Source organism: Marinobacter confluentis (assembly GCF_004785685.1).
In the GTDB taxonomy this organism is placed as follows: domain Bacteria; phylum Pseudomonadota; class Gammaproteobacteria; order Pseudomonadales; family Oleiphilaceae; genus Marinobacter; species Marinobacter confluentis.
Window position 1 is genome coordinate 25,947 of the sequence record NZ_SRPF01000002.1, and the last position, 16,500, is coordinate 42,446.

A 16,500-nucleotide genomic window follows, 5' to 3' on the forward strand; every position below is an offset into this window, starting at 1 on the left:
GGAACCCAGGGATATTCTTTGCCTAACCTCTGGAAAGCACTAAACATTTCGAAGCGAAAACGGTAGGCTAGCAACGAAGCACCGAAAGGCCTGTCTATTGTATTCACGTGATAAAATCATCAGTCCAGTTAAGAGCTCATTAGCGCAGCAACTCCACTTAGCTTTGGAACTACAATGTCTATAACGTTTCGCAAAGAATCCAACCACAAAAACATACCTACCAAGTGCTCCCTAACGGGCATTCTCGTTCTGGATAACTGGGACGACTTTGGGCACAAAACTCTTTTTGACCTTATCGTGTTTAACGAAAGTGGTGAGCGGATAGACATAGGGAACTTAAAGATCGCTTATGTCGGGCATGAGGGCGGTTGGACAGCAACAAGCATTGACGAACAATTTACGAACCTCGACACGCACTTTTTTTCTCTGGGGCAAGACGCCGATTATTATCGAAATATTGTCGAGAAGCTTGGTGAAGAGCTCGCTGAAGAATTACTGCTGGCGCTGGGTGATGTAGTTCACGACCCAAAGCGTCTAGAAATAGCGAAGCCTCAAGGCTCATTCCAGACGTCATTGTTGAGAACAGTTAACGAGGAATCGATATCAAATCAGTTCAAAAGAATCTTGAACCACGAAGCGCCTTTAACTCAATACGACTTTTTTTATGAAAAAGAGCCGGCAGAAAACTTTTCTGGCATCAGGATTGACTTCAAAGTTAAACCTGAAAGCAAACCCTCTTCAAACATCCATGTATTAATCGGAAGAAACGGCGTCGGTAAAACCACACTTTTGAATAACATGGTTCATGCGCTGCTGCCCGACACTAACAATCCTAAAGACAACGGATTTTTTGCAAAAGAAGAGTCGTGGATCGGCACCACCGCTTTGCCTGACGATTATTTTGCCGGAATAGTATCGGTTTCTTTTAGTGCATTCGACCCTTTTGTTCCACCAAAGGACAAGGTTGGTGATACTTCGGGCATCAAATATAACTACATTGGCCTGAAGAAAAGATCTAAAGATGACACGTGGTCGATAAAGGATAAAGCTGACTTATCTGCTGATTTCACAAAAAGCTTGCGCATTTGCTTTAACTTAGGCGCAAAGCGGAATCGCTGGTTAGATGCAGTAAGAAGGCTGGAATCTGATATAAATTTTGCAGACATGAGACTCCGTGCACTTAATGATCTGTATAAAAAAGACGATAGCGACAACAAAAGAACCTTCGTGGAACAGGCAGCCAAGCTCTTCTATCGGATGAGCTCCGGCCACGCAGTTGTTTTATTAACCATCACAAAGCTTGTCGAAACAGTGGAAGAAAAGACTCTCGTTCTTATTGATGAGCCTGAGAGCCATCTCCATCCACCTTTGATTTCAGCTTTTACTCGTGCGCTTTCAGACTTATTGGTCAACCGTAATGGGTTAGCGATAATTGCGACGCACTCTCCAGTGGTTTTGCAAGAGGTTCCCAGAGATTGCGTTTCGATTCTTAGGAGGGCGCGTCTCCAGTCCAAAGTGGAAAAACCTGAACAAGAAACCTTTGCGGAAAACGTGGGCACTCTGACTAGAGAGGTCTTTGGTCTGGAGGTATCGAAGTCTGGATTTTATGATTTGCTCGCAACAGACGTCGAGAAAGGCATGAGTTATGAGGAGATTGAGGCTATCTATAGCCAGAAAATAGGATTTGAAGGCAGGGCTTTGCTACGAGCTCTTATATCCTCTCGCGATAGACGAGAAGGTGCCAATTAATGAGATCCTTATCACTGCCTCATTATTCTGCACTAGACGTTTACAAAATTTGCATAAAAGGTGTCTCCAACCCAACTCTCAGACTTAAATTAGCCTCGATATCCTCCGCAATCGAGACATCTGAATACGAGTATAAGGCCAAAGCCAAAATAGATTCTCTTTATCAAGTTCCTGCTAATGAATTCCCGAATTCGAGCATCGTATATGGCCAGGTTACTAAGGAAGAACTAAAAAAGGTCTACAACCAATACTTAGTCGGACCAGGCAAGCCAGCCAGAGCAATATACGACGCTCTTCGACATAACGCGCCCAACGGTCGATGTCCTTTTTGCGGACATGGTCATGTTGCGACGTTAGATCACTACCTTCCAAAATCGAAGTTCCCTCAGTACTGTGTCGCTCCGGTAAACCTCGTGCCCTCATGCAGGGACTGCAATAGCGGGAAAAGTACCGCGCATGCAACTCTGCAGGAGAAACAAACACTCCATCCCTACTTTTTAAATCCGCGATTCGTGGATGAGCAGTGGATATTTGCGGAAGTCAAAGAGACCACTCCCCCTTCAGTTTCCTACTTTGTGCGCGTTCCGGCTGATTGGAATGATGTAATGGCGGCCCAAGCTTCTCGTCATTTTGACGATTTCGGCCTTGGTGATCGCTACGCACTGGAAGCAAGTCATCATCTGGGCAACCTGAGAGAATCACTAAAACTTCATCTCCCCGATGGCAACGCCCGTGCAATAAAAAGACATTTGGAAAAAGAGGCCGAAGCTTACAACCTGCAGCATAAAAACTCCTGGCAAACAGCTATGTTGCAAGCTTTGGCTGATAACGAGTGGTACTGCAATGGAGGTTACGAATAAAACTCAATAAGCACCCTACAGAATAGCCAGCTAGTTTAATAGGCATTCACTCATTGCGTAATTGAGCAAGCCATTAGGGGGCATAAAAGGGGGCATATTTTAAACTTTTATAATTCTTATACTTTATTATCAACATACTGGCGACTTATTCGAGTCCTGCCGGGGGTACCACCTCCCCAACTTCAACCCGAACCCCAACCCCAAAATCACCCCGGCGGCCGAGCGACGTCTTCGGAATTCTGGATTCGGGATTTATCGGACCGGTTTTCACGTTCCCGTTTGAGTTTATTGGCTTTACATTCGTTACTGACAAGATCAAGCCACTTGAGATGCTGATCCCAGACTTTGTCGTTGAACGGTTCTGATTCGCTGGCCATCGTTCGCTGTTCTCTCCTATAGGGAAAATTCCAAGCACTTCGCCTAAAACATACATTTTTTATAAATCTATTAGAAGAGGCCAGGAATCAATAAAGCAACTCTTTTCCTGTTTCAGCTCGCCTAATGCCAGCCTTCAAAAACGAAGTGTCGTAAATAATCTGGCGTGTAGTTTCTATGGCTCCTACGTTGTCAAAAAGTGAGGCCTTTGGTGCCGGCCGCAGAGGCAGAGTTGACGGCGCTGCAGGAAGTGATCACCGTAACCGGACTACCGATGTTCATTCTGGTCTTCACCATGATATTTGCGCTATACCGTGGCCTTTCCCATGAAGAGATAATCCAGATAACCATAGGCCGGGAACCTAAAGCAAAAGAGTGATGACCTGACATGGCCCGTTTTACCGAAATCGGAACCGCAAAGATCCCCGGCAAGGGTACTGAACTGCGCTTGCTTCAGCGCAATGATGAGTTTTCCATCAAGATTGCCGGTACCACCGGCGAGTTGATGAACAGCCGCGTGCATGGATCCGAGGATGCACTCGCCACCCTGGCTTGTGAGCGCATTGCTGGCCAGCCCGCGCCCCGAATACTGATTGGCGGGTTGGGGATGGGCTTTACATTGGCCGCGGCGTTATCGGCTACAGGCAAGGATGCGCGAATAACGGTAGCGGAGCTGGTGCCGGAGGTGGAGCAATGGAACCGGGGCCCGTTGGGCGCAGCGGCGGGCAATCCACTCGATGACCCGAGAGCCAGCGCGTATATCGGGGATGTAGCAGATCTACTGAAAACCAGTGATGGCCAGTGGGATGCCATACTTCTGGACGTGGACAATGGCCCGGAGGGACTGACCCGGAAGGAAAACAACTGGATCTATTCCCCCGCCGGCATTGCCGCGGCCCAGAAAGCCCTGCGCCCGGACGGCATTCTGGCTTACTGGTCCGCCAGCCAGGAACACGCCTTTACCGAAAAACTTCGTGGCGCGGGATTTTCCGCAGAGGCTGTAACGGTGCGCGGCCTGCGCCCCGGCAAGGGCGCTTACCACGTGATCTGGCTGGCCTGGTAACGTTATTCCACCAGGGGTGTGGGCCTGACCAGAATTTCGTTCACGTCCACATGGGCCGGCTGCACCACCGCGTACATAACCGCATTCGCCACGTCTTCTGGCTTCAGGGCGTGGGCCGGCGGTTTGTCGAAAAACGGCGTGTCGACCATGCCGGGTTCAATCAGTGTCACGCGGATACCGGAACCGCGAAGCTCCTCGCGCACACCATAACCAATGGCAGACACAGCCCATTTGGTGGCGCTGTACATTGAGCCGGGTATGGTGGTTCGGCCTGCGGCCGAGCCGGTCAGCAACAGCTGGCCTTTGCTTTCACGAAGCGCTGGCAGGCAGTGTTGAATGGTCAGCCCCACACCCAGAATGTTGGTAAGAATCATGTCTTTCCATACATCCGGATCCGCCTTGCTGAAGCCGCCCGGCTCGCCACCGCGACCGGCATTGGCAAACACTGCGTCGATGCGGCCGAAGGTATCCAGGGCCTGGTCGACCATTCGCTGCTGATCGGTGCTGCTTTGCACATCACACTGAACCGTCAGCACCTTGTCGGCACCGCCAAGCTCCTTCTGCAAACCTGCAAGCTTGTCTTCTGAACGGGCCGCCAGCACCAGTCGGTAGCCCTGCTTCGCCGCAGCACGGGCAGTTTCGGCGCCAATGCCGGAAGAAGCACCGGTGATCAGCATTACGGGTTGGTCTGCCATCACTTATATCTCCTTGTATTGCAAATGACTGGACACGATTACGCAGGCTATCGGTGATCAGACCGCCCAAGGGCCATTGCTAAAGCCCATGGTCTTTATTGTCCAGAGCGTAGGTAAGGCTGTTTTTGATCTCGCGCCAGATCGCCACGAAAAAATCAACTGAGCCAATACGGGGAATGCTAGCGCAGAATCACCAGGGGCTTTCTGGCGGTTTCCAGCATTCTTGTGGTCGTGCTGCCCACCAGGAACTGGCGGATGCGGGAATGGCCATAAGCGCCCATGACCAGCACATCAATGTCGTGTGCTTCCTGGTAGGCATGCAGGGTCTGCTCTACGTCACCGTCACGAATTGCCGTGTGGATGTCCGAGCCCTGATCTGACAGTAAGCGCTCAGCGCGACGGAGCTGGTCCTGGTGGTGCGCGGTATCGGAACCCACCAGCACGAGATGCAACGGCATACCCTGGAATACCGGTGTCGCCGACAGCAGTTCAATACTGCGGAACGCAGTAGCGCTGCCATCAAAGGCCAGCATCGCGCTGCGAGGCTGCACGTAATCATCTGGCACCATCAGAATGGGGCGATGAACACTGCGGATCACCGTTTCCAGCTGACTACCTACAAGACGGCCGGCGGCTGCGCTACTTTCACCGTGCAGCCCCATGACGAACAGCTGGGATTGCGGCTCAAGCTCCGCCAATGAGGCGGCCAGCTCGCCATGACGCTGGCGCTTGGTTGCCTTATCAATTCCAGAGGCAAGCACCCGCTTCTCTGCTTCGTCGAGCAACACATGCCCATGTTTCAGGGCCAGCTTGCTGCGTTCCTGATCCAGGCTGACCAGTTCTTCCTGCAGCTGTTCACGGCTGCCGAGGCCAATGTTGCCGGTCATATCTGTGCGGGCGGGGTATTTTTCCTCATCCAGCACGTGAAGCAGCATCAGGGGTGCCCCCATGCGCTGGCTGGCCCAGCCTGAATAATCGCACACCGCCAGTGCGGCTTCCGAGCCGTCGATACAGGCGACCACATGATGAGATTGCTGCCCGGCCGCGTCGTGTTTTTTATCGGTCATGCTGTTCACTCCGTCAATGGGCCATCAATTTTTCTACGGCATCGGGTTTATCGTGGACGCCAAAGCGGTCCACAATGGTTGCACTCGCCTCATTCAGGCCGATCACTTCAACGTCGGCGCCCTCCCGACGGAATTTGACCACCACTTTGTCCAGAGCGGCTACCGCCGTTATATCCCAGAAATGCGCGCGGCTAAGGTCAATGACCACGTTATCGGTTGCCTCCTTGAAATCAAAAGACTCGATAAACTTTTCCGAGGAACTGAAAAACACCTGCCCAATAACGGTATAGCGGCGGGTATCAGTCTCATCGTCATATGCAGAACGCACCAGCATGAACTGCCCCACCTTGTTGGCGAAGAACAGCGCCGCCAGAAGGACGCCGGCCAGTACACCAAACGCCAGGTTGTGGGTGGCAACAACCACGACCACAGTTACCACCATCACAATATTCGTAGACAGCGGGTGGTCCCGCAGATTCCTGATCGAACCCCAGCTGAACGTACCAATGGACACCATGATCATGACGGCCACCAGGGCCGCCATGGGAATCTGCACCAGCCACTGATCCAGAACCAGCACCATGATCAGCAGGAAGATACCGGCCGACAGTGTCGAGAGCCTGGTGCGGCCGCCAGACTTGATGTTGATAATGGACTGACCAATCATCGCGCAACCGGCCATGCCACCAAGCAGACCGGAACCGATATTAGCAATGCCCTGCCCTTTACATTCCCTGTTACGGTCGCTGGTGGTATCCGTCAGGTCGTCCACAATGGTTGCCGTCATCATCGATTCCAGCAGGCCGACAACCGTCAGTCCGACGGAATAAGGCAGAATGATCATCAGCGTTTCAAGATTCAGCGGTACATCCGGCCACAGGAAAATCGGCAACGTATCCGGCAGTTCGCCCATATCGCCGACGGTACGGATATCAATGTTGTAGACCATGGCGACAGCCGTCAGCGACACGATACAGATCAGCGGCGACGGCAGAATTTTCCCGATCACCGGAATCAGCGGAAAAAGGTAGATGATACCCAGCCCGGCGGCGGTCATGGCGTAGACATGCCAGGTCACGTTCGTGAGTTCCGGCAGTTGGGCCATGAAGATCAGAATCGCCAGGGCGTTGACGAAGCCGGTGACCACCGAACGGGATACGAACCGCATCAGCGAACCCAGCTGTATATAACCTGAGATAATCTGCAAAACACCGGTGAGAAGGGTTGCCGCCAGCAGATACTCCAGACCGTGCTCTTTCACCAGCGTCACCATAAGCAGCGCCATGGCGCCAGTTGCCGCGGATATCATGCCGGGGCGGCCGCCGACAAAAGCAATCACCACGGCAATGCAGAAAGACGCGTAAAGGCCAACCTTCGGATCAACCCCCGCGATGATGGAAAAGGCAATGGCTTCGGGAATCAGCGCCAGTGCGACCACTAGACCGGCGAGCAGATCACCACGAACGTTTGAAAACCAGCTGTTTCGTATACGACTGAGCATATTCAGTAAGTCCGGCTAGAGATAAAAGAAACTGGATGAGGCGCTGCCTGTAAAAAGGAAGGCTATTGCTTGAACACCATGTCGGAAAAATCGTCACAGTCTGGTTTCAGGTTCGCTGGTATCAGTGGCGTGACCCGCTAAAACGGGCGCGAAGTTTATCAGAGCAACCCATCAAAAGTAAGGCTAAGGACAACCTGTGACTTTGCGGCATTCATCCCGGCAGATCCAGGGCTCACACTGTTCGCACTGGCCGCAAACATTGCTGGACTATCACCGGAAAGCAGACAACACTGGGGCTGAACACCAACAAGGCTCGCCTTAATGACTTCAAGCTGGATGGAAAAGCGAAGACTGACGGCACTCAAACGCCTGGGGATTCTTGATACCGCCCCGGAAGAGCGTTTCGACCGTCTGACCAATATTGTGCGCCGCATTTATCAGGTTCCCATCACCCTGATTTCGCTGATTGACGACGACCGGCAGTGGTTCAAATCCAGCCACGGGGTGGACCTGGCCGAGACACCCCGGGAACACGCCTTCTGTGACCATACTATCCGCCAGGACAAAATGTTCATCGTAGAGGATGCGGCCAATGATGTGCGTTTCAAAGACAACCCCCTGGTAACCGGCCCACCCTATGTGCGTTTTTACGCGGGCATGCCAATCCGCGAGCCAAGTGGCTTCAAGATCGGCAGCCTGTGCATTATCGACCGGGTGCCGCGCCGGGTTCAGGAGATGGACCTGGACCTGCTGCGCAATATTGCCAGCCTGGTAGAAGATGAGATCGAACGCGCCTACCTGACCGGGGATCACAAGGATTTTATTGAAGTATCGCACCTGACCCGTTCGATCCACCGGGCCCAGAACATTTTTCTGACCCATGACAGCCTGGATGCGTCATTCGAATTCGTGCTCAATGATCTGCTTGCTCTAACCGCCAGCCAGTTCGGATTTATTGGGGAGATTCTCCACCACTCAGACAATACGCCCTATCTGAAAGTTGGCGCGATCACCAACATTGCCTGGGATCCTGCGACAGAAGCGCTTTACCAACAGGTGCGCAGGCGGGGCATGATATTCGAGCAGAACAACAACCTCATCGGTGCAGCGCTAAACGCTGATCAGGCGATAATCGCCAATGATTTCCCCACAGACCCGCGGCGCGGAGGCCTGCCAGAGGGGCACCCAGCCATCAATTCGTTCTTCGGCGCCCACATTTACGCCGGCAGCGACAAGGTCGGACTGATCGGCCTGGCCAACCGAGCTGATGGATACTCTGCAAGCCTTGAAGGCGAACTGGAACCATTGCTACAGACCGTTGGCCAGCTCATCGAGCGCAAACGCCTTTACCGGGAGAAAACCGAGCACAAACAGAGCCTGGAGCGGGCAGCAAACTACGATTCATTAACGGGCCTGCCCAATCGCCGCCGGCTGACCGAACTGTTCCAGCAGGAAATTGTAGAAGCTGACCGGCGCAAGGGGCTTGTATCAGTGTGTTTTATCGATCTCGACGGCTTCAAGGAAATCAATGATCGCTACGGCCATTCCACCGGCGACGATGTGCTCAAGGAAGTTGCGAGCCGCCTGAAAGATTCACTCAGGGACCATGACGTCATTGCCAGGCTGGGCGGAGATGAGTTCGTTGCCATCCTTCGCGATGTAGAAAGCGATACCGTCTACGACCGTATACTCGAGGCGATTCGCCAGCCACTGAGCTTCGGGAAACACAACTTTCAACTGTCTGGCAGCATGGGCGTTACGGTCTATCCAGACGACAAGGTGGATATTGACCTGCTGCTTCGACACGCTGACCAGGCGATGTATGCGGCAAAAGAGTCCGGAAAGAACCAGTTCCGGCATTTTGACCTGGAGTCCCATGTACTGAGGAAAGAGCGGGATCGGGTGCTTGAACAGACGCCCGGAGCGCTGAAAGAAGGCCAGTTCGAACTTTATCTACAGCCCAAAATCAACCTCGGCAGGCAGCTTGTGGAGGGCTTCGAAGCGCTTATTCGCTGGAACCACCCGACCGAAGGCCTGCTGCCACCGGGCGCCTTCCTGCCCCACCTGGAATACACCGAGTTCGGGGCAGATGTCGGCCGGTTTGTGCTAGCCGATGCCGTGGCCATGCTTGACCAGTGGGCCCTGGATGGCCTGCCCTATTCCCTGAGCATTAATCTGAGCCCATCGCACTTTCTCAGCGACCGCTTCATGGCAGATCTGGAGTCGGCACTGGCAGGCAAAGATCCCCAGTTGAAATCCCGCTTGATCCTGGAAATCCTGGAAACCACCACCCTGGACAATACCGAAAAGGTCATTGCCAATCTCGCCGGCTGCAAAGCACTGGGCGTTCAGATCTCGCTGGACGATTTTGGAACCGGCTATTCGTCGCTGGACTATTTCAGGCGGCTGAATGTGGATGAAATCAAGGTCGACCGGTCGTTTGTCTCGGAAATGCTGGAAAGCCCGGACGACGAGCTGATTGTTGGCGCCATCATCGGGCTTTCCCATAATTTCGGCCGGCGAATCGTCGCCGAAGGTATTGAAACCCAGGCGGTCCAGGATCGGCTGATGGTCATGGGCTGCGAGATTGGACAGGGGTTCTATTACACCCGACCCATACCCCGCAAGGAAGCCCTGGAGTGGGCAGCGACGTTCAGCCCGGGAGATTGAAGCGTTGGCCCGAAATCTGCACTGATTAGCGGTAATGAAGCATCGCTTTTCAGGCTGATTGGAGGAAACATCCATGTCCCTACTGACTTCGCTGATCCAGGCCGGCGCCCAGTTCCAGCAGGCCATGGAAAAACGCCCGGCCACCGCATCCGGCGACCGGAACACGGCAACAGACGGCAAAACCGCCACTGGCAAGGCCCAGAAGCCATCTGCTGAACCGGCACCGTCGGCGACAGATGACCGTTTTACGCCTTCTGGCAACAACGAGACTGATCCGTTTCAGATCAAGGCCCGCAGGCTGGCCATGGCCGATTACAAACAGACCGTGGGGCAGGATCTTGCCTTTGTGCGGGAAACCCTGCGGCATAAACTTGCCGAATACCAGCTCAGCCCGGCAAGTAAGATGGACGTTTCCAAAAGCGATAATGGTGGAGTTCGGCTGGGCGGAAATCTGCCGCCAGACATCGGTGCGCGCATCGAAAAAGACCTTAATAACAGCAAGCCCTTCCGCGAGGCGTTCAGCAGGCTGAGCGCCAGCGAGCCAACCCTGCACTTTATGGACAATGCGCTGAAGCTGAACAAGGCCTATGGCGTTAGCAATTCACTGCTGGACACCATCACCAGCGAAAATCAGCAGTTCAATGGGCTGCAGGACCTGGTCCACCGCTACGACACGCTTCGCCGTTCGGCGGCCGCAGGCAACGCCGAGACGTTCAGTTCAGCCAGGGAATACGCTTTCAGTCTGAACGCCAGGGCCTGAGGTTCGGAGCTTTGCGCCGGGGACGAGCAACCCGGGGCTACTTAAAGCTGAAACGGCGCCGGATCACCCTTACCTTCTCGTGTCACCTCTGGCACTGGCCCGGTCATATTGACCACGGTGGTGGCCTCAAGGCCGCAGAAACCGCCGTCAATAATCAGATCCAGGTCGTGTTCCAGCCTGTCGCGGATGTCTTCCGGGTCTGTCATCGGGTCTTCTTCGCCAGGCAGAATCAGCGTGCTGCTCATGATCGGTTCACCAAGCTCAGCAAGCAGCTCCTGAACAATGGCATTATCCGGCACGCGAATCCCGATGGTTTTACGCTTCGGGTGCAGCAGGCGCCGGGGCACCTCGCTGGTTGCGTCCAGAATGAAGGTGTAGGCACCGGGGGTAAACTGTTTCAGCAGGCGATACTGGGTGTTTCCGACCTTGGCAAACACGCCCACGTCCGAGAGATCACGACACATCAGCGTGAAATTGTGCTTGTCGTCCAGCCGGCGAATGCGCTTGATGCGATCCAGCGCCTGCTTGTCGTCAAGCTGGCAGCCAATGGCGTAGCCTGAATCCGTAGGGACCACAATAACGCCACCCTTGCGCAGAATACCCACTGCCTGATGAACCAGCCGCTTCTGTGGCGTAACCGGATGAATCTGGAAAAACTGGCTCATTGGCTGCCACCAGCGGCAAAAGCGGGGTCGTTTTTCGAGCCGCCCAGGCAGTTGGGCGATTCCGGCGATGCCTGGCCAGATGCTGCCCATTCAGCGGGGGTGAACAGGTGGAGCGCCAGGGCATGAACGCCACCTGCCAGCTCCTCGGCCAAGAGCCCATAGATTGCCTGGTGGCGCTTGACCCTGCCCTGCCCGTCAAAGGCGGCAGACACCAGTGTCACCTTGAAATGGGTTTCCGAATTGGCAGGCACGTTGTGCTTGTGACTTTCATTCTCAACCGCAAGAAAATCGCTGTTGAAAGCCTGGCCCAGCTTCTGTTCAATCGTATTCTGGATGGTCATGACCGAGGTGACTCCTGGTTCAGTGCATATGCGGCCAGTCTACTACAGCCGGCGCCCGGTTTGCTTGACAGGATTGCGGCAAAACGCCATCTTCCAATGCCCTTTTTGACCTACTGAAACCTATGCGCCTGTATATCGCCGAGAAACCCAGCCTGGGCCGCGCTATTGCCGCCGCACTGCCCACCCCACACCAGAAAGGGCAAGGCTGGATTCGCTGCGGCCAGGGCGCTGATGCCTGCACCGTCAGCTGGTGCATAGGCCACCTGCTGGAACCAGCGGAACCGGCCCAGTACGACCCCCGCTGGAAAAAATGGCGCCGGGAAGACCTGCCGCTGTTACCGGGCCGCTGGGAAGTCGCCCCCAAACCCAGCGTTGCCCAGCAGTTGAACACCCTACAATCACTGATGCGAAAAGCCGAGTTGATCATCCACGCCGGCGATCCCGACCGCGAAGGCCAATTGCTGGTCGACGAAGTCATCCGCTATGCCCGTGTAACCTGCCCGGTAGAGCGCATTCTGATCAATGATCTGACGCCCAGCGCCGTCGCCAGAGCCATTGCCGCACCTCAGGATAACCGCCGGTTCCGCAGGCTGTCTCACTCCGCATTGGCCCGGCAAAGGGCGGACTGGCTTTACGGCATCAACCTGACCCGTTTTTACACCCTGTCCTGGCAACAGCAGGGCGAACAGGGCGTCTTTTCGGTAGGGCGTGTTCAGACCCCGGTGCTTGGCCTGGTGGTCACCCGCGATAAAACCATCGAGCACTTTGAGCCCAAACCCTTCTACCGCGTGGAAGCCCTTTGCCATGGGACCGAAGAAACAGGCCAGACCGAGCCATTCACCGCGCGCTGGGTGCCCACTGATGCCGACCAGGACCACCTTGACGAGGAAGGTCGCCTGCTGAACCGCGACCTTGCAGACCAGATTGCGACCGCCGTGCAAGGCAGGCCCGGCCGGATTACCGAGGCCCGATTCCGGGACCGCAAAGAGCCAGCGCCACTGCCCCTGTCGCTGTCAGCGCTGCAGATCGAGGCCGGCCGACTGTTCAGGATGGGCGCAAAAGATGTTCTGGATGTGGCCCAGAACCTGTATGAACGACACCAGTTGATCACCTACCCGCGCTCTGATTGCCGATACCTGCCAGAAGGTCATTATGAGCAGCGCAACACAGTGGTACAGGCCATTGGCAAGGTGGCGCCGGACCTTGAGCAGGCCTGCGCATCGGCGGACCTGTCCCGTCGCTCTTCCGCCTGGAATGACAAGAAAGTCGATGCCCACCACGCCATCATTCCCACCGCCCGGCAACGTGGTTCCGGCAGGCTCAGCGAGGCCGAGCAGAGGATCTATGACCTGATCAGCCGTTTCTATCTGATGCAGTTCGCCGCTGATGCCATCCATCGGGAAGGGCGCCTGGCGCTCAAGATCGGTGAGTACGATTTCCGCGCTACTGAAACGGCCATTGCCGAACCGGGCTGGAAACAACTGGAAATCCGCCAGCGGGAGGAGCGTCAGGAAGCGGCCAGAACCCCATTGCCACGGCTTTCGGTCACGGACGCGATCCTCTGCGAGTCCACGGACATCAAGGAGCGTAAAACCCAGCCGCCCCAGCCTTTCACCGATGCAACGCTGTTGTCAGCGATGACCAACATCGCCCGCTTCGTCAGTGACCCGGAACTTCGCAAAACATTGCGGGAAACCGACGGTCTGGGCACCGAGGCCACCCGCGCCGCCATCATCGACACTCTGTTCCGGCGCGACTATCTGGTGCGCGACAAGCGCCACATCCGGTCCACCGCTAAAGGCCAGGCGTTGATTGAGTCCCTGCCCGAATCGGTCAGCACCCCGGACATGACTGCCGTCTGGGAGGCAACCCTTGAACAGATTCGCAGCGGCGAAGGCGACCCGAAACAGTTCCTGACCGATCTGCAATCCCAGATCCGCCAGCTGATGGCCGCGCCTGAACCCGGCCACGGGCTCGAGTCCGGCCAGCCATCCGGCGGCGTGCACTGTCCCAAATGCCGTGCCCCCATGCGCGAGCGTGAGGGCAAATTCGGGATATTCCAGGCCTGCACCCGTTTCCCGGACTGCAACGGCACCCGCCCCATTGAGGACACCCGCCCCGGCGACGGCACCGGTGACGCGCCGGTTCCCTGCCCCCACTGTTTTTCACCGCTTGTTCGCCGAAAAGGCACTAAAGGCTGGTTCTGGGGCTGCAGTAATTTCCCCGCCTGCCGACAAACCCTTAACGACCTTGATGGAAAGCCGGCGGTACGTTTACCGAATACTACATAACGATACTGAAGGCGGTTTCATTTTTTGTAATACTATTGTTTTACAGGCAAAAACTTCGGCGAGGGTGCCACATGCGCATTGCACTTCTGGAAGATGAACGGGAACAGGCGCAGCACATACAGTCGGTTCTGTCTGAACGCGGGCATCAGTGCGAACATTTTCCCACGGGCCAGGCCTTCATCAGCGCGGTGCTGCACCGCAGCTACGATCTTCTGATCCTGGACTGGCAGATTCCGGACACCACCGGCATCGAGGTGCTGGAGCATGTACGCGCCCATCTGAACTGGCAGATACCCGTGGTGTTTCTGACCCAGCGGGACAGCGAAGCCGATATCGTGCGGGCACTGGATGCGGGTGCCGACGATTACCTGTCCAAACCGGCACGGGAAGCTGAGCTGGTGGCGCGCATTAACGCACTGGCCAGACGCACCAACCCGGACAACGATAAAGAAGTTCTGGTTTACGGGCCCTTCAGGGTCAATACCCAGCAGCGCACGATTCAACTGCACGACGAGACCCTGACCCTGACCGACAAGGATTTCGATCTCAGCCTGTTTCTGTTTCAGAACCAGGGGCGGTTATTGACCCGTGAAGTATTGCTTGAACGGGTGTGGGGCCTGGCCAGCGACATCAATACCCGAACCGTGGATACCCACATGAGCCGTCTTAGGCGCCGTCTTGGCCTGAATCCGGAAAACGGCTTCAGGATAAAAACCATCTACCAGCGCGGTTATCGTCTGGAGGCGATGACCGCTGAAGGAACCACCGATAGCCAGCACAACCCGGGCGCCGGGAATTCAGAGGTTAACCAGGCTTTAAATGATTAAAAGCACGATTCGATTAGCCCTCGCGAGCTGCCTGGTATCGGCCGGTCTGTTGCTGAGTTTTTTTGCCCAGGCAGAGCTGTCCGTCAGCCGTGGTTCTGATGCTGGCAGTGGGGGTTTTGCCGGCGCCAGTGTGCCTGAATGGAGCTACACCGTAGAGGCCAACCAGACGGTTCAGACCATCGCCGCCCAGTTTCTGGCCAGCGGCATTTCGGCGTCGCGGATACTGCAACACAACAACCTGGCCAGCTCCGCGCAGCTAAAAAGCGGCGACACGGTCCGAATCCCCCTGTCGTGGCTGCAGCAACAACCAGACCCGGCCAGGGTATCGTCGGTATCCGGCCAGGTCATGCTGCTATCCGGTCGCGACAGCCGCAAGCGGCCCTTGACCTCCGGAACCCTGATCCGCGTGGGTGATGAGGTAATCTCTCATGCGGGCAGTACCACGATTGAACTGGCGGATGGCTCAATTGTTCGCCTGTCACCGAATTCCCGACTGGCTTTCAATCGCCTGACTCGCTACGGCAAATCCGGCATGGTGGACACCCGCCTGCGCCTGAACGATGGTGAACTTGAAACCCAGGTCGAACCTTTCGTTGAAGACGGATCGCGGTTTGAAATCGAAACTCCCTCGGCCGTGGCCGCGGTGCGCGGCACCATGTTTACCCTGAAAACCAGCGCCATGGGCACTGACCTGAGAGTCACCGACGGCCGGGTTGCCTTTGGCCCCCGGGGCAAAACCCGGGTGATACCCGAAGGTTACAGCGCCAGTGTCTCCACCAGCAGCAGCGGCGGAATGAATATCCGCAGGCTACCCCCCGCGCCGGAAATCAACCCGATACCGACCATGCTCACGCGACTGCCGGAATCCCTGAACTGGAAATCCAATGGCGCTTCACGCTACCGGGTCAACCTGTTCGAGGCCGACACCGGCCGCTGGTTGCAGAGTGCCACCCTGGACAACACTGAATACCAGCTGGACATGCTGGACAACGGCAAATATGAAGTTCAGCTTGCTGCGCTGGACAGTCGGGGCATTGCCGGCATGCCCGGTATTGTCGACTTTGAGGTCGACCTTCAGGCCCGGGCAGCTGAACTCTCGGCCCCCGCACCTGGTGAAGCCGTAAACGACGATATGCCGGAATTCCGCTGGCAGTTACTGGGCCAGAACGAAGTGGCCCGTATAGAAATCGCTGAAGATGAAAGCTTCAGCAATGTCATAGCCACCAGTGAATGGGCGCCGGACCAGCAGGCGCTGCCATCACGGCCGCTGTCCCCCGGCAAATATTACTGGCGCGTGGTGACAGAAGCCGGTGGCAATTCGGTAGCAACCAGCGAGGTGCGCACCATGGTGGTTAATGGCACACTGCCACCGGTACGCATCATCAGTGTGAACTATGTTGACAAACAGGTGCGGGTGTTCTGGGAAAAGGTCGATACGGCCTCCGAATACCGGTTGCAACTGTCTGAAGAGCCGGGCTTCCGCAACATCATCAAGGAAGCCGAACTTCCGGACACCACCGCCGCTTTGCGCCTGATTCCCGGCCGGCGGTACTTTGTTCGCCTGAAGGCACTGTCGGATGGCCCTCTCGAAAGTCGATGGGGGCCAGGGCGCGAACTCTTCCTTGAATAACGCTGG

At 55.7% G+C, this 16,500-nt stretch carries 14 protein-coding genes; 8 read left to right on the plus strand and 6 right to left on the minus strand.

From position 1 onward, the window contains the following. Window positions 1-174: 174 nt before the first annotated feature. Together E5Q11_RS05695 and E5Q11_RS05700 are read left to right on the plus strand one after the other, a co-directional pair. Window positions 175-1,749: an AAA family ATPase gene (locus tag E5Q11_RS05695; RefSeq protein ID WP_135802464.1), complete on the plus strand. Its 1,575-nt coding sequence runs from the start codon at window positions 175-177 to the stop codon at window positions 1,747-1,749. Then, the gene (locus E5Q11_RS05700; RefSeq protein ID WP_135802465.1) at window positions 1,749-2,609 is read left to right on the plus strand and encodes an HNH endonuclease; all 861 of its coding nucleotides are present in this window, start codon (window positions 1,749-1,751) and stop codon (window positions 2,607-2,609) included. The genes E5Q11_RS05695 and E5Q11_RS05700 overlap by 1 nt, the downstream gene beginning before the upstream one ends. 206 nt (window positions 2,610-2,815) lie before the next feature. Here the strand turns inward: E5Q11_RS05700 and E5Q11_RS17770 are convergent, their stop codons facing one another. Beyond that, a complete protein-coding gene (locus E5Q11_RS17770; RefSeq protein ID WP_168215620.1) occupies window positions 2,816-2,986 on the minus strand; it encodes a hypothetical protein in 171 nt (56 codons plus the stop codon). A 386-nt stretch (window positions 2,987-3,372) separates the two neighbouring features. Between E5Q11_RS17770 and E5Q11_RS05705 the strand changes: the two genes are divergently transcribed. Continuing rightward, on the plus strand, window positions 3,373-4,047 hold the full coding sequence (locus E5Q11_RS05705) for a spermidine synthase (RefSeq protein WP_135802466.1): 675 nt from the start codon (window positions 3,373-3,375) through the stop codon (window positions 4,045-4,047). Between the two features lie 2 nt (window positions 4,048-4,049). On the opposite strand, the gene E5Q11_RS05710 is transcribed toward E5Q11_RS05705, so the two are convergent. The 3 genes from E5Q11_RS05710 to E5Q11_RS05720 all read right to left on the minus strand — a co-directional run bounded on the left by E5Q11_RS05710 (window position 4,050) and on the right by E5Q11_RS05720 (window position 7,310). Beyond that, window positions 4,050-4,742: an SDR family oxidoreductase gene (locus tag E5Q11_RS05710; protein ID WP_135802467.1), complete on the minus strand. Its 693-nt coding sequence runs from the start codon at window positions 4,740-4,742 to the stop codon at window positions 4,050-4,052. A gap of 179 nt (window positions 4,743-4,921) precedes the next feature. Further along, window positions 4,922-5,809 carry a universal stress protein gene (locus E5Q11_RS05715; RefSeq protein WP_135802468.1) on the minus strand — a complete coding sequence of 296 codons (888 nt, stop codon included), beginning with the start codon at window positions 5,807-5,809 and terminating at the stop codon, window positions 4,922-4,924. A gap of 13 nt (window positions 5,810-5,822) precedes the next feature. Next, window positions 5,823-7,310, minus strand: a complete 1,488-nt coding sequence (locus tag E5Q11_RS05720; protein ID WP_135802469.1) for a SulP family inorganic anion transporter — start codon at window positions 7,308-7,310, stop codon at window positions 5,823-5,825. A 321-nt stretch (window positions 7,311-7,631) separates the two neighbouring features. Here E5Q11_RS05720 and E5Q11_RS05725 point away from each other — a divergent pair, with 321 nt between their 5' ends. Next, window positions 7,632-9,980 carry a sensor domain-containing phosphodiesterase gene (locus E5Q11_RS05725; protein WP_135802470.1) on the plus strand — a complete coding sequence of 783 codons (2,349 nt, stop codon included), beginning with the start codon at window positions 7,632-7,634 and terminating at the stop codon, window positions 9,978-9,980. A 73-nt stretch (window positions 9,981-10,053) separates the two neighbouring features. Further along, the gene (locus E5Q11_RS05730; RefSeq protein ID WP_135802471.1) at window positions 10,054-10,740 is read left to right on the plus strand and encodes a hypothetical protein; all 687 of its coding nucleotides are present in this window, start codon (window positions 10,054-10,056) and stop codon (window positions 10,738-10,740) included. Between the two features lie 41 nt (window positions 10,741-10,781). Here the strand turns inward: E5Q11_RS05730 and E5Q11_RS05735 are convergent, their stop codons facing one another. After that, entirely contained in the window at window positions 10,782-11,405 is a 624-nt protein-coding gene (locus E5Q11_RS05735; RefSeq protein WP_135802472.1) for an L-threonylcarbamoyladenylate synthase, read from the minus strand. Next, window positions 11,402-11,746, minus strand: a complete 345-nt coding sequence (locus E5Q11_RS05740) for a BolA family protein (protein WP_135802473.1) — start codon at window positions 11,744-11,746, stop codon at window positions 11,402-11,404. Before E5Q11_RS05740 ends, E5Q11_RS05735 begins: the two co-directional genes overlap by 4 nt. Before the next feature lie 122 nt (window positions 11,747-11,868). Between E5Q11_RS05740 and E5Q11_RS05745 the strand changes: the two genes are divergently transcribed. The 3 genes from E5Q11_RS05745 to E5Q11_RS05755 all read left to right on the plus strand — a co-directional run bounded on the left by E5Q11_RS05745 (window position 11,869) and on the right by E5Q11_RS05755 (window position 16,494). Beyond that, the gene (locus E5Q11_RS05745) at window positions 11,869-14,037 is read left to right on the plus strand and encodes a DNA topoisomerase III (RefSeq protein WP_135802474.1); all 2,169 of its coding nucleotides are present in this window, start codon (window positions 11,869-11,871) and stop codon (window positions 14,035-14,037) included. A 71-nt stretch (window positions 14,038-14,108) separates the two neighbouring features. After that, window positions 14,109-14,864, plus strand: coding sequence for a response regulator transcription factor (locus E5Q11_RS05750; RefSeq protein WP_135802475.1), 756 nt, complete (start codon window positions 14,109-14,111; stop codon window positions 14,862-14,864). Continuing rightward, entirely contained in the window at window positions 14,857-16,494 is a 1,638-nt protein-coding gene (locus E5Q11_RS05755) for a FecR domain-containing protein (protein ID WP_135802476.1), read from the plus strand. The genes E5Q11_RS05750 and E5Q11_RS05755 overlap by 8 nt, the downstream gene beginning before the upstream one ends. The last annotated feature ends 6 nt before the right edge of the window (window positions 16,495-16,500 follow it).

Excerpts from the sequence above, each read along its gene's own strand:
- E5Q11_RS05695 (WP_135802464.1), top strand. The coding sequence starts at position 175 with ATGTCTATAACGTTTCGCAAAGAATCCAACCACAAAAACATACCTACC.
- E5Q11_RS05700 (WP_135802465.1), top strand. The coding sequence starts at position 1,749 with ATGAGATCCTTATCACTGCCTCATTATTCTGCACTAGACGTTTACAAA.
- E5Q11_RS17770 (WP_168215620.1), bottom strand. The coding sequence starts at position 2,986 with ATGGCCAGCGAATCAGAACCGTTCAACGACAAAGTCTGGGATCAGCAT.
- E5Q11_RS05705 (WP_135802466.1), top strand. The coding sequence starts at position 3,373 with ATGGCCCGTTTTACCGAAATCGGAACCGCAAAGATCCCCGGCAAGGGT.
- E5Q11_RS05710 (WP_135802467.1), bottom strand. The coding sequence starts at position 4,742 with ATGGCAGACCAACCCGTAATGCTGATCACCGGTGCTTCTTCCGGCATT.
- E5Q11_RS05715 (WP_135802468.1), bottom strand. The coding sequence starts at position 5,809 with ATGACCGATAAAAAACACGACGCGGCCGGGCAGCAATCTCATCATGTG.
- E5Q11_RS05720 (WP_135802469.1), bottom strand. The coding sequence starts at position 7,310 with ATGCTCAGTCGTATACGAAACAGCTGGTTTTCAAACGTTCGTGGTGAT.
- E5Q11_RS05725 (WP_135802470.1), top strand. The coding sequence starts at position 7,632 with ATGACTTCAAGCTGGATGGAAAAGCGAAGACTGACGGCACTCAAACGC.
- E5Q11_RS05730 (WP_135802471.1), top strand. The coding sequence starts at position 10,054 with ATGTCCCTACTGACTTCGCTGATCCAGGCCGGCGCCCAGTTCCAGCAG.
- E5Q11_RS05735 (WP_135802472.1), bottom strand. The coding sequence starts at position 11,405 with ATGAGCCAGTTTTTCCAGATTCATCCGGTTACGCCACAGAAGCGGCTG.
- E5Q11_RS05740 (WP_135802473.1), bottom strand. The coding sequence starts at position 11,746 with ATGACCATCCAGAATACGATTGAACAGAAGCTGGGCCAGGCTTTCAAC.
- E5Q11_RS05745 (WP_135802474.1), top strand. The coding sequence starts at position 11,869 with ATGCGCCTGTATATCGCCGAGAAACCCAGCCTGGGCCGCGCTATTGCC.
- E5Q11_RS05750 (WP_135802475.1), top strand. The coding sequence starts at position 14,109 with ATGCGCATTGCACTTCTGGAAGATGAACGGGAACAGGCGCAGCACATA.
- E5Q11_RS05755 (WP_135802476.1), top strand. The coding sequence starts at position 14,857 with ATGATTAAAAGCACGATTCGATTAGCCCTCGCGAGCTGCCTGGTATCG.